Origin of the sequence: Stenotrophomonas sp. yr243, from assembly GCF_900184195.1 — a bacterium.
GTDB classification, from domain to species: domain Bacteria; phylum Pseudomonadota; class Gammaproteobacteria; order Xanthomonadales; family Xanthomonadaceae; genus Stenotrophomonas; species Stenotrophomonas lactitubi.
Genome location: NZ_FXWT01000004.1, coordinates 298,698 through 312,396, shown reverse-complemented (window position 1 = coordinate 312,396; position 13,699 = coordinate 298,698). Strand labels below are relative to the sequence as shown.

Below are 13,699 nucleotides of genomic sequence, written 5' to 3'. Positions count from 1 at the left end.
AAAGACGAGGCCCGTCACACAGGTGACGGGCCTCGCTTATTCATTTACGACAGTCGTTGATTACTGGGTCGCCAGGATGCTCACCCCGCTGTAAGCGGCCTCACCTACCACCTTGATGTAGTAGGTACCGGCCACCGGCTTGGCTACGCGCACGGTTTCGGTATTGCCCGGGCGGGTCGACTTGGCATCGTTGTCGGTCGCGGTGGGCACGCGGCCCTGCGCCAGATACACCGACACGTTGCCGCTGCCGCCGTAGGTCAGCACGCTCAGCGTCTTGCCGGCCGCCGCTTCGAAGGTGTAGACGGTTTCGCTGGCGGCCGCACCGGTCAGCCCACCCACGGTCACCTTGTTGGTCAGCGGAATGCCTTCCGGCTCGCAGTTCTCGGTGCACGGCTCCTTCAGCGCGGCATCCAGCGCGGCCTTGGCATCGAGGATGCCGGTGCCGATCGGGGTGGCCGCCGGGATGGTCACCGGGAACTTGCGCGCGCTCTGCTTCAGCAGCGCTTCCAGTGCGGCCGGGGCCAACGGCTCCTTGCCCTTGGCGATCAACGCGCTCTGCACCATGGCGGCCACGGCGGCAACATGCGGCGAGGACATCGACGTGCCGCCCTTGCCCATGTAGATCCACTGGCCGCCGGTCGGGCCCTGCGTTGCGTCGGTGCCGATCTGCCAGATGTAGCCGTTCGGATTGCCATCCACACTGCCGCCACCGCCCGGCGCTGCCAGGTCGACCACCGTGCCGTAGTTGGAGTAGTAGGTGATGCCACCGGTCACGCGCGTCGCACCCACGGCAACGACATTCGCACAGCTGGACGGACGGTACTTGGAGGCGTTGTCGGTTTCGTTGCCGGCGGCCACGACCACCAGGGTACCGCGCGAGACCGCACCGTTGATGGCATCCTGGTACGCGGCATCACAGGCACCGCCGCCGCCCAGGCTCATGTTGATGATCTCGGCCGGATTGGCATTGGCCGGAACGCCCTGCACGGTACCGCCGGAGGCCCAGATGATGGCGTCGCTGATGTCGGCCAGGGTGCCGCCGCACTTGCCGAGCACGCGTACCGGCAGGACCTTGGCCTTGTAGGCCAGGCCGGCTACGGCCGAGCCGTTGTTGGCCACTTCGGCGATGGTACCGGCTACGTGCGTGCCGTGCCAGGAGCTGTCGTCGGGCAGCGAGCCGGTGTAGCACTCATTGGCCGTTTCCACCCAGTCACCGTAGTCGGTGGCGCCGGGCGCGCGGCCGTCGTTCGGGCGGCGCGAGGTTTCCTTGTCACTGATGAAATCGTAGCCTTCCAGCAGGTTGCTGCCGAAGTCGGGCACGTTGGGGATGATGCCGGTATCGAGCACGGCCACCACCACGCCTTCGCCCTGCGATACGTCCCATGCCGGCTGCGCGTTCACGCCACCGGTGGCGTTGTGGAAATTCCACTGCAGGCGCTGGTAGTCCGGATCGTTGGGCACCAGCGACGGCTGCGCGTCGGAGGCACGCAGTTCCGAGCGCTGCAGGCGCACGTTGGCGACGGCGTACTGCACCGACGGATCGGCATTCAGTTCAGCCAGCACCTTCTGCATGTCGGCGTTGCCAAGCCGGGACTTCAGCCGGACCAGGTCGGCACCGGTGCCGAGCTTGCGCTCGACCTGCGGGGCCAGCGCAGCAGCGCGGCTGGTGGTACCGGTGCTGACGATGGCGCGCGACAGCGCCGACTGCACCACCGACAGCTTGGCCGAGCGGTCGCTGGAGGCGGCCGTGCCGCTGCGATACTTGATGATGACGCCGTCCACGCTCTGCTGGGCAGCGCTGGCCAGGCGCGACGGCTCCTTGGCCACACCCTGTCCGGTCGCATGGGCGGCACCGACGCCGACAGTCAACGACAGCACGGCGGCAGCCAGCACATTGATGCGAAGGGTCTGCTTCTTGGTCACGTTCGAAATCCTCTTCAAGGTCATGGTTGAGCTTTCCTTCTCCGCCCGTTGCACGGACGGAGCTCACTACGGCCATCACTCCCTGCGACTGCCCTGGCTGGCCCACCAGGGTTGCCGTGCCACGCCCCTTTGGCGCTCACTGCTCGACGTGCCGATGGGGTTGCCCACCGGCACGTTGTTGCGCACTTACCAGCCGAAGCCGGCACCCACGCCGACCGAGCTGTCATCACTGCTGAAGGCACCACCGATGGTGACCGTGGCGCGATCGCTGATCGCACGCTGGTAGCCCAGCGACATGGCCGACTCGCCACCCTGGAAACCGATGCCGACGCCGACCCGGTTCTGGGTACGGATACCGGCGGCACTGGTGGCCATGTTGAGCATCGCCGAGCTCATCGCGCCCTGGCGGTCGATACGGCGATCCATGTGGCGCAGGCGTCCATCCACTTCGCCCTTGAACACATCGAAGCTGTCGGTGACCGCCTGCACGCGGCTGTCGGTGTAGCTGTTGGCGGTGGTGATGCCACGGTCCAGCTGGCCCTTGTTGACCGCGTCGGTTGCTGTGGTACCGGCGGCAACGTTGGTGACCTGGCGTTCGTTGCCCTCGCTGCCGACCGAGACGGTGTTGGCACGATCGGCAACCGAGCCCTGGCCCAGCGCCACCGCATTGGCTGCCGTTGCGCTCGCGCCCTGGCCCACAGCAGTGGACGATGCACCACTGGCGACCGCACCATCACCCATCGCGACGGCGTTGATGCCACCGCCTGCGACCAGTGCTGGCTGCGCACTGCCTGCGCTGGCTGCGGTCGGGGTGCCCTGCACACGGGCAGTGGCCGTTGCCGACCCGCCATCAGCCAGGCTCGCATCGGCGCTGGCCGAAGCCGTGGCGGCGCTGGCCGCGTCGGCGTCCAGCGGAGCGGCCATCGAACGCAGGCTGGCCGCGCCGGAACGCGTGCCGCTGGCGGTACGGCGATCGATCTCGCTGACCTTGCGGTCCAGCGCGCCCAGTGCGTCGCCGACGTTGCTGTAGGTGGAACCCTGGATCACATAGTTCGGCGCAACGAACACCCCCTGCATGCCGACGCTGGCACCGCCGCCGAGGAAGCTGGCGGCATCGCTGAGCGACTGGAACAACTGGCCACCATTGATCGCCTGGCGGCTGCCGGAGGCGATGCTGCCGGCGCCGACGTTGTCGATGGTGGTGCCCTGGATACCGGCCAGGGTCAGACGGTCACGGCTGGCATCGTCATAGCCGACCGAACTGGCCGCGCTGGTTTCAACAGTGGCGATGCGCGAGTCGAAATCACCGACCCGGGTTTCCACCGCGCCCACGCGCTGGTTGGTGACGTTGAGCTGCGAACCGGTCACGGCATCGCTGCTGCCGGCGGCGATGCGGCCATCGGCGACGTTGACGATACGGCGCGTGGCAGGGCCGGCGGTGCCATTGCCGCCACCGACCGACACCACGTTGGCCTCCAGGGCGCGTGCACCGGTGCCGAGGGCGACCGAGTTGGTCCCGGTGACGCCGCTGTTGGCACCCAGCGCAAGCGCGCCGCCACCAATGGCCGAGGCGTTGGCACCCAGTGCGTTGCTGCGCGCACCGCCGGCGTTGGCAGCCGAGCCGATGGCCACCGCGTCGGTGCCGCTGGCGGTTGCGGTGCCACTGCCGCTGGCGCGGAAGTGGCGGCTGGTGGTGTCGGCAGTGGATGCGACCGCATCCAGCTGCGCGCGGTTCACCGCATCGGTTGCCTGGGTACCGGCGGCAACGCGGGTGATCTGCCGCTCTGCGCCCGCACTGCCCACCGATACCGTGTTGGCCCGATCGGCCACTGCCGATGCGCCCAGCGCCGTGCTGTTGGCGGCACTTGCGGTGGCACCGAAACCAACCGCCGTGGAACCGGCGGCGGTGGCCTTGGCGCTGTAGCCGACAGCGGTACCCAAGCGACCACTGGCCTCGGCGTAGCTGCCCAGCGCCGACGTGCCGTCCGCCGTTGCGGTGGCACGGAAGCCACTGGCCTGCGACTGCGTGCCGCTGGCGGTGGACTGCGCGCCGCTGGCGGTGCTGTAGGCACCCTTGGCCTGTGCACCGGCGCCGGTGGCACTGGAGCCGAGTTCGCTGGCGGCAGCACCACTGCCCAGGGCTACGCTGTCCACGCCGGTGGCCTGTGCCGCGTTGCCCAGCGCCGCACCATTGGCGCCGCTGGCCAGCGAATTGAAACCGACCGCAGTAGCGTTGGCCGCAACTGCGGTGGCACCGCTGCCGAGCGCACTGGCGCCGTTGCCGATCGCATTGGCCGCTTCACCCGCGGCCAGCGCGTTGTCGCCTTCGACGTACGCCCCGGCATCGCTGTCGGCACTGCCACTGGCCTGGAAGTGCTTGCTGGTCTTGTCGGCGACACTGGCTACTGCATCCAGCTGACCCTTGTTCACCGCATCGGTGGTCTCGGTGCCAGCGGCAACATGGGTGACCTGGCGTTCGTTGCCTGCGCTGCCGACGGCCACCGTGTTGGCACGATCCGCCTTCGAACCCGCACCGAGAGCAACGCTGTTGGCAGCGCTGGCGGTAGCGCTGGCACCCAGCGCGGTGCTGTCAGCCGCATCGGCCCACGCATTCCAACCGATCGCGGTGGCGTAGTCGTCGGTGGCCCATGCACCGGCACCGAACGCCGCCGCACCGGTACCGCTGGCACGCGAGGGGATCAGGCCGAAGAAGGTGCTGCCACCGATGGCGACACTCTCTGCGCCACTGGCTTCGCTGGATTGACCGACGGCGACCGCACCGCTGCCTGCTGCCGCTGCTCCAAAGCCAACAGCCGTGGTGTTGGCACCGGTCGCTGCCGAGCCGTAGCCCAGCGCAGTGCCGAGGCGGCCGCTGGCTTCGCTGTAGCCACCGATGGCGGTGGTGCCATCGGCCGAGGCCGCACTGCGGAAACCACCGGCCAGCGATTGCGCACCGCTGGCGACAGCCTCTGCACCATTGGCGGTGCTGTAGACGCCGCTGGCCTGTGCGGCGGTGCCGGTGGCGGTAGCGCTGATGCCACTGGCCACCGCGCCATTGCCGAGTGCGGCACTGTCTGCGCCGGTGGCCTGTGCGTTGCTGCCGACCGCGGCCGCATTGCTGCCGGTCGCCAGCGTGTTGAAGCCGACGGCGGTCGCGTTGGCGGCCACGGCCGTGGCACCGCTGCCGAGCGCGGTTGCGCCATTGCCGATCGCATTGGCGGCCTCACCGGCGGCCAGCGCGCTGTCGCCTTCCACGTAGGCACCGGCATCGCTGTCGGCGCTGCCGCTGGCCTGGAAGTACTTGCTGGTCTTGTCCGCCGTGGCAGCGACGGCATCGAGCTGGTTCTTGTTCACCGCGTCGGTACCCTGGGTACCCGCTGCCACGTTGGTGATCTGGCGGGTGTTGCCGCCGCCACCGACCGACACGGTGTTGTCGCGGTCGGCAATCGAATCGGCACCCAGCGCCACGCTGTTGGCACCGCGCGATTCCGCCGCATTGCCCAGCGCGGTGCTGTTGATGCCCGGTGCATAGGCGCCGCCACCGACCGCGGTGGAATAGTCGCCGGATGCTTCGGTCGCCAGCAGGCCGAACAACGAACCACCAACAGCCACGGCATTGGTACCGGTAGCCAGGCTGCCCTGGCCGGTGGCGGTGCTGTAGGCACCGGACGCTTCCGAATCGCCGCCGAGCGCCACGCTGTTGGAGCCGGAGGCGTTGGCGAAGTTGCCGAAGGCAGTGGCGTTGAATGCCGATGCGTTGGCGTAACCACCGATGGCCGTGCTGTAGCCGCCGGTCGCTTCGGCACCGATGCCGAACGCGGCCGAAGCGGTGCCGCTGGCCACGCTTTCACTGCCGACCGCCGTGGCGGCCTCACCGCTGGCGTTGCTGAAATAGCCCACCGCCACGGCTTCCTCGCCACTCGCCTCGGACAACACGCCGGTGGCGGTGCTGCCGGCGCCGCTGGCCACCGAGGCCGCACCGAAGGCCGCACTCTGCTCGCCGCTGGCTTCGCTCTCGGCACCGTGCGCGGTGGCGTATTCGCCAGTCGCCTGTGCGTTGGCACCGATGGCGCTGGCATTGGCTGCAGTGGCCAGCGCATTGAAGCCGATGGCCTGTGCATTGCTGGCCAGCGCATTGGCGCCACTGCCCAGCGCGGTTGCGCCGTTGCCGATGGCATTGGCCGATTCACCGGCGGCCAGCGCGTTGTCACCTTCCACGTAGGCGCCGGCGTCGCTGTCGGCGCTGCCACTGGCCTGGAAGTACTTGCTGGTGGTCGCCGCACTGGCTGCAACCGCATCGAGCTGCGACTTGTTCACCGCATCGGTGGCCTGGGTACCGGCTGCCACACTGGTGATCTGCCGCTCATTGCCGGCGCTGCCCACCGACACGCTGCGGTCACGGCTGGCCACCGAACCGGCACCCAGCGCAACCGCGTTGTTGCCACTGGCCGTACTGCCCGCGCCCAAGGCGATCGCACTTTCACCGCCGGCCACCGTGTTGGTGCCGATGGCGATGCTGTTGATGCTGTTGCCCAGCGCCTGGAAGCCCAGCGCAACACTGTTGTCGCCGTAGCTGAAGGCGCCGCGGCCGACGGCGGTGGAACTGGTGCCGTTGGCCCAGCTGTTGTAGCCGATGGAGGTTGCGCCGTTTGCGCTGGCCCATGCCGCCGGACCAAACGCCGAGGCATTGCGGCCGGTGGCCCAGGCGCCGGCACCGAAGGCGGTGGCACCCTCCTCGCTGGCGGTGCTGTAACCACCCACGGCGGTGCTGTCGTCGGACTTGGCAAAGGCGCTGTCACCGATGGCGACGGCATAGCTGCCGGTAGCGCGCGACTTGCCGCCTGCCGCAAAGCTGTTGTCGCCGGTGGCCTGTGCAGCGTTACCGAAGGCGCTGCTGCTGGCACCGGTCGCCTGCGCGGCATTGCCGACGGCGGTGGAACCGGCCGACGCGGTGGTGCCGATCTGCACCGGATTGCCCTGGTCATCCAGCAGGGGCTGGTTGTATTCGTCGTACGCCTGGCCGAGGCCACCCACGGCCACTGCACCGTCGCCGTCGGCGAAGGTATTGCGGCCCAGTGCCACGCTGTCGGCGCCGATGGCCGCAGCGCCTGCACCCTGTGCCAGCGCGCCGGCACCGATGGCGTTGCTGGCCGAACCCGCCGCTACCGCACCCTCACCCTCTGCATAGGCACCGACATCGCTACCGCTTTCCGGCTGCGCCTGGAAGAAGCGCGCGGTGGTGTCGGCGGTGCTGGCCACGGCGTCCAGCTGTGCCTTGTTCACTGCATCGGTGGCTTCGCTGCCGGCTGCCACGCTGGTGATCTGCCGCTCGTTGCCGGCACTGCCCACGGCCACGCTGTTGGCGCGCACCGCTTCGGAATTCGCACCCAGTGCAACGCTGTTGGCACCACGCGCAGTGGCGTAGTAGCCGACGGCGGTGCTCTGCGCGCCACTGGCCCAGGTCTGCGCACCCAATGCACTGGCATTCTCGCCCGGTGCGTAGGCGAAGTAGCCCACTGCGACTGCCTCGGCACCGGAGGCCTCGGTCAGGCTGCCGTTGGCCACGGCATGGTCACCGCTGGCAATCGCACCGGCACCGACGGCCGTGGCCGCTTCGCCGCTGGCCTGGGTCTGCACGAAGAAGCCCAGGCCCGGGATCAGATCGGCCGGTCCACCGATGGCCACGCTGCTGGTGCCAGTAGCGTTGCTCTGCGTACCGACGGCCGTGGAGTAATCGCCGATGGCATTGGAGACCGCGCCGAACGCCGACGACTGCGCACCTGCCGCGTAGGCACCCACGCCGTACGCCGAGGCGGCGAAGCCACCGGCATCGGCGCTGGCACCGACGGCGGTACCACCGACCCCGGCACTGGTGGCGCCGGTCTCTACCGGCACGCCACCACTTGTGATCAGCGGATTGCCATCGGCATCCACCGCAGCACCGCCGACGGCGACGCTGCCCGGACCGACTGCCTGCGCGTTGTTGCCGAAGGCCGCACTGTTCTGGCCCGACGCCAGCGCGTTGTTGCCAACCGCAGTGGCGTTCTGGGCGACAGCGGTTGCACCTGCACCGACCGCAGTCGTGCCGTTGCCGATCGCATTGGCGGCTTCGCCAGCGGCGAGCGCGTCATCTCCCTCGGCCAATGCGCCAGCATCGCTGTTGCTGCTGCCGGTGGCCTGGAAGCGCTTGGCGGTGGTATCGGCTACTGCCGCCACACCCTTCAACTGGCCGACGTTGACCGCATCGGTATCTTCGGTACCTGCGGCAACACTGGTGATCTGCCGGGTCAGGCCGTAGTCGACCGCACCCACCGAAACGGTATCCACGCGATCGGCCAGCGAGCCGGCGCCCAGCGCCACGCTGCCGGTGGCCACGGCGGCCGAATCGGAACCCAGCGCGGTGCTGTACTCGCCCACCGCGGTGCTGAACGCACCGACGGCAATGGAGGCTTCGTTGGCGGCAGTTGCACCGCGGCCCAGTGAGGTGCTGCCGGGGCCCATCGCCACCGCGCCTGCACCGACCGCAGTTGCACCATCGGCGCTGGCTTCGGACAGTGCGCCCAGTGCGGTGGCTGCGCCGTTCTCGCTGGCGGCGACGGCATGGGCACCGACGGCGGTATCACCAAGGCCGAATGCGGCCGCGCTCTGCCCGACCACCACGCTGGCATCACCAAAGGCGAGCGCGTTCTGGCCGAAGGCACTGGCACCGACGCCCGCAGCAATCGCCTGGGTGCCGACCGCAGTGGTGGCGTTGGCCAGCGACTGGCTGCCACTGCCGACCGCGATGGCGCCCTCGCCTTCGATCTTCGCCGCGTCGCTGTTGTCACCCGCGCCATCGGCCTTGAAATAGCGGCTGCCCTCGGCCGCCGCCTGCGCAAGCGCAGCCTGCGTGGCGCGTGCCTGTGCATCCAGCTGCGCCTTGTTCACCGCATCGGTGGCGGCGGTACCGGCGGCGACGTTGGTCACCTGCCGTTCCTTGCCGGCATCACCGACAGAGACGGTGTTGGCGCGCGCTGCCTTGGAACCGGCGCCCAGCGCCACGCTGTTGGCGCCGGTGGCGCTGGTACCGGCACCGATCGCCACCGCGTTGCTGCCCTTGGCGCTGGCAGTGCCATCAACCGCGCACTTGTCCACCACTTTGCTGTTGAGCACCACGCAGTTCGCACTGCCGCCAATCTCGACCGACTGCGCCGAAACGATGCCGGTCATTCCCAGTCCCATTGCCAAGGCCAACGCTGCGGCCAGTCGTGCCGGCGCGGCATCCGTCGCACTGCGGCGCTGGTCGACGACCCCGCCTGATGAGCTGGAAGAGGCCAGTTCCGAGGCCACCACCAACTGACCCAATGCTTTGTTCCAGACCTTGCGATAAATCCGATTCATCGGTACGGCTCCTGATTGGACTGGTTTTGGGCAAAGCAACGCCACCGCCGAACCTTCGTGGTTCAACGTCCCCTGGGGGCGTTATTCGCGTGATTTACTGCGGGGTATTGCCGAACGGCGCGCAGGGACAGAAAACCGAGCGCATGCGCCATGCGGTTACTGCGGGATGAACAGATTTGAAACGGGGGTCAAGTGTTAACGGCATCTTTGCGAATCGTCAAGAGTTTGACGCAGCAAAAGCCATTGCCGTGAAGCAGTTCACTGTTTCACTTGTTTATGTACGTATTTTGTTAGGCGTGCGTGAGGGAATCCTCACATATGAAAACGTATGTAACTGATGGACAGCACAGGAGTTTCCGTATTCAAAAAGAAAAACCCGCCGGTTTCCCGGCGGGTTTCCATACGCGATGGCATCGTCAGCTGCGCAACGCGTGTGCGATCAGCCGCACCACACCCGTGCGTTGCGGAACATGCGCATCCACGGTGAATCGCCCTGCCACTCGGACGGGGCCCAGCTCAGGTTGAGCGCGCGCGGGGTGCGCTCCGGGTGCGGCATCATGATGGTCACCCGGCCGTCGGTGCTGGTCAGGCCGGTGATGCCGTCCGGCGAGCCGTTCGGATTCAGCGGGTAGTGGCTGGCGACGTTGCCATTGCCGTCGATGTAGCGCAACGCGACACGGGCCGTGGCCTGGTCGACGGCGTTGTCGAACACCGCCTGGCCTTCGCCATGCGCCACCGCCACCGGCAGCCGCGAACCGGCCATGCCACGCAGCAGGATCGATGGCGACTCCACCACTTCCAGCAGCGCGGTGCGGGCTTCGAACTGCTCGCTGGCGTTGCGGCGGAACTGCGGCCAGTGCTCGGCACCGGGGATGATGTCCTTCAGCTGGCTCATCATCTGGCAGCCGTTGCACACGCCCAGGGCGAAGCTGTCCTCGCGCGCGAAGAACGCGGCGAAGGCATCGCGCAGCGCAGTGCGCTCGAGGATCGAGGTCGCCCAGCCGCGGCCGGCACCCAGCACGTCGCCGTAGCTGAAGCCGCCGCAGGCGACCAGGCCGGTGAAGTCCTGCAGCGCCACGCGGCCTTCGATGAGATCGCTCATGTGCACGTCGAATGCGCGGAAGCCGGCACGTTCGAAGGCGTTGGCCATTTCAATCTGGCCGTTGACGCCCTGTTCGCGCAGGATCGCAACGCGCGGACGCGCCCCGGTCTGCACGAACGGTGCGGCGACATCCTCATTGGGATCGAAGCTCAACTTCGGCTTCAGGCCCGGCGCGGTGAAGGCGCGGGCGATCTCGCGCTCGGCATCGGCGTTGGCCGGATTGTCGCGGCGCTTCTGCATGGCGTGGGTGACCGACCACCAGGCGTCGAACAACGCTTCCCAGCGCCATTCGGCCAGCGAGTCACCGCCCAGCGACACCCGCACCACCGGCGCGGTGGTCGGCTTGGCGATGCGCTGCGCGCACTCGGTCAGCGCGTGGCGCTCGACCAGGTCGGCGAACGCGGCGCGGTCTTCGCGGGCGATCTGCACAACAGCGCCCAGCTCTTCATTGAACAGGCTGCGGAACGGATCATCGCCCCAGGCGTCGAGGGTGATGTCCAGGCCCAGGCGCGAGGTGAAGGCCATTTCGCACAGCGCGGCGAACGCACCACCGTCGCTGCGGTCGTGGTACGCGCGCAGCAGGCCGGCCTGGCGTGCATCGCGGATCAGCTCGAAGAAGCCACGCAGGCGCTGCGGGTCGTCCAGGTCCGGGGCGGCACCGGCGAACGCCGGCAGGTCGCCGTGGTCGGCGTGCACCTGGGCCAGGATCGAACCGCCCAGGCGCTGCTTGCCGGCACCGAGACCGATCAGCCACAGCTCGCTGTCGATATCGCGGTCCAGCAGCGGGGTCAGCTGCTGGCGTGCATCGGCCACCGGCGCGAACGCGGTGATCACCAGCGACACCGGCGACACGCTCTTGTGCGCCTCGCCCTGGTCGTGCCACTGCGCCTGCATCGACAGCGAGTCCTTGCCCACCGGGATGCTGATGTCCAGCTGCGGGCACAGTTCCATGCCCACCGCCTTCACTGCGTCGTACAGCAGCGCGTCTTCGCCCGGGTGGCCGGCGGCGGCCATCCAGTTCGCCGACAGCTTGATTTCATCCAGCGCATCGACCGGGGCCGCGCACAGGTTGGTCAGTGCTTCGCCAACGGCCATGCGGGCCGAAGCAGCAGCGTCCAGCAACGCCAGCGGCGTGCGTTCACCCAGCGCCATCGCCTCGCCGGCCACGCCGTCGAAATCGGCCAGGGTGATCGCCACGTCGGCCACCGGCAGCTGCCACGGGCCAACCATCTGCTCGCGCGCGGTCAGGCCCCCGACGCTGCGGTCGCCGATGGTGACCAGGAAGTTCTTGGAGGCCACCGTCGGGTGCGCGAGCACGCGCAGACCGGCTTCCTGCAGGTCCAGGCCACCGGTCTTCAGCGCCGGCCAGCGCGGTGCCGGCGGGTGCGCGGTATCGCGGTGCATCTTCGGCGGCTTGCCGAACAGCACATCCATCGGCAGGTCGATCGGCGCGTCGGCCGGGATGTTGCCCGGCACGGCGCCATAGGCCACCACCAGGTGTTCGGCTGCGGTGGCGACACCGACCGCAGCGAACGGGCAGCGCTCACGTGCGCACAGCGCGGCGAATTCGGCCAGGCGCTCCTGCGCCACACCGAGCACGTAGCGCTCCTGCGACTCGTTGCACCACAACTGCATCGGCGACAGCGACGGATCGTCGGTGGGCACCTTGCCCAGGTCGATGATGCCGCCCACGCCGGAATCGTGCAGCAGTTCGGGAATGGCGTTGGACAGGCCACCTGCACCGACGTCATGGAAGAACTTGATCGGGTTGTTGGCCCCCATCGCCACGCAGCGGTCGATGACCTCCTGGCAGCGACGCTCCATTTCCGGGTTGTCGCGCTGCACGCTGGCGAAGTCCAGGTCCTCGGCGCTTTCACCGGAGGCGACCGAACTGGCGGCACCGCCGCCGAGGCCGATCAGCATCGCCGGGCCGCCGAGCACGATCACGGCATCGCCGTCCTGCAGCAGGATCTTGTCGACCTGCACGCGATCGATGGCGCCGAGGCCACCGGCCAGCATGATCGGCTTGTCGTAGGCGCGTACCAGGTCGGCCCCTTCCGGTAGTTCGAAGCTGCGGAAGTAGCCGAGCAGGGCCGGCCGACCAAATTCATTGTTGAACGCAGCGCCGCCGAGCGGGCCGTCGGTCATGATCTCCAGCGCCGGCGCCATGCGCGGGTTCAGCGCACGCGGCGCTTCCCACGGCTGCGGCAGCTCGGGGATGCGCAGGTGCGAGACCGAGAAACCACTCAGGCCGGCCTTCGGCTTGCCGCCACGACCGGTTGCACCTTCGTCGCGGATTTCACCACCGGCGCCAGTCGACGCGCCCGGGAACGGCGCGATCGCGGTCGGGTGGTTGTGCGTTTCCACCTTGATCTGGAACGCGCTGGGCACCTGCGGTTCGCGGCGATACTCGCCGCTGGCCGGGTCCGGGCGATAGCGCGAGGCCGGATGGCCTTCGATCACCGCCGCATTGTCGCTGTACGCGCTGAGCGTGTGCTGCGGCGTCTGCTGGTGGGTGTTCTTGATCATCCGGAACAGCGAGCGGTCCTGCTCCTGGCCGTCGATGGTCCAGCTGGCATTGAAGATCTTGTGCCGGCAGTGCTCGGAATTGGCCTGCGCGAACATCATCAGTTCCACGTCAGACGGCGAGCGCCCCAGCGCGGTGAAACGCTCGCGCAGGTAGTCGATCTCGTCCTGCGCCATGGCCAGGCCGAGGCGCTGGTTGGCGGCCTCCAGCTGGTCCACCGGCACGCGTTCCAGCTCGCCACGGGCCGGGGTCGAGAACAGGGACTGGCCCTGATCGACGGTCTCCAGCACCGACTGCGTCATCGGGTCGTGCAGCACCTTGATCAATGCCTGCTGGGCGGCAGCGTCTGTCGGCCAGCCCTGCACGTCGATGCGCAGGCCACGCTCGACCCGGCTCACCGGCTGGCCGGCACCGCGGACCAGTTCGCTGGCCTTGCTCGACCACGGCGACAGCGTGCCCAGGCGCGGCACCACGATGCGGCTGACCGCACCGTCCGCGACCGCCTCGGACTGCGGGCGGGCTTCCAGGATGCGGCACAGGGTATCGACGTCGGGGGCGGCAGTGCCCTCGGCCTGCACGAAGTAGACGTGCCAGGCACCGCTGATGCGCAGGGAGGGAGCGATGGACTGCAGGCGGGATTCAAGACGTTCGCGGCGGAACGGCGACAGGGCGGGCGCGCCCTCGAGGACCATCATGTCCGGGGAACCGTAGTTGGGAAACGGGCCCGACATTGTACCGGAAGCGGGGGGAGGCTTCGGCCGGGCGGC

General features: G+C 68.6%; 3 protein-coding genes. All 3 read right to left on the bottom strand.

What is annotated here, in order from left to right; all coding sequences use genetic code 11:
* Positions 1–60: 60 nt before the first annotated feature.
* Positions 61–1,923 carry a S8 family peptidase gene (locus QOL57_RS18365; protein WP_089241172.1) on the bottom strand — a complete coding sequence of 621 codons (1,863 nt, stop codon included), beginning with the start codon at positions 1,921–1,923 and terminating at the stop codon, positions 61–63.
* Positions 1,924–2,109: 186 nt separating this feature from the next.
* Positions 2,110–9,303 (bottom strand): ESPR-type extended signal peptide-containing protein, encoded by a 7,194-nt coding sequence (locus QOL57_RS18360; RefSeq protein ID WP_089238677.1) that lies wholly within the window; start codon positions 9,301–9,303, stop codon positions 2,110–2,112.
* 439 nt (positions 9,304–9,742) lie between these two features.
* Positions 9,743–13,627 carry a phosphoribosylformylglycinamidine synthase gene (gene purL / locus QOL57_RS18355; RefSeq protein ID WP_176429856.1) on the bottom strand — a complete coding sequence of 1,295 codons (3,885 nt, stop codon included), beginning with the start codon at positions 13,625–13,627 and terminating at the stop codon, positions 9,743–9,745.
* Positions 13,628–13,699 lie beyond the last annotated feature (72 nt).

Coding starts and splice junctions, on each gene's coding strand:
- QOL57_RS18360 (WP_089238677.1), bottom strand. CDS start 9,303: ATGAATCGGATTTATCGCAAGGTCTGGAACAAAGCATTGGGTCAGTTG.
- purL (WP_176429856.1), bottom strand. CDS start 13,627: ATGATGGTCCTCGAGGGCGCGCCCGCCCTGTCGCCGTTCCGCCGCGAA.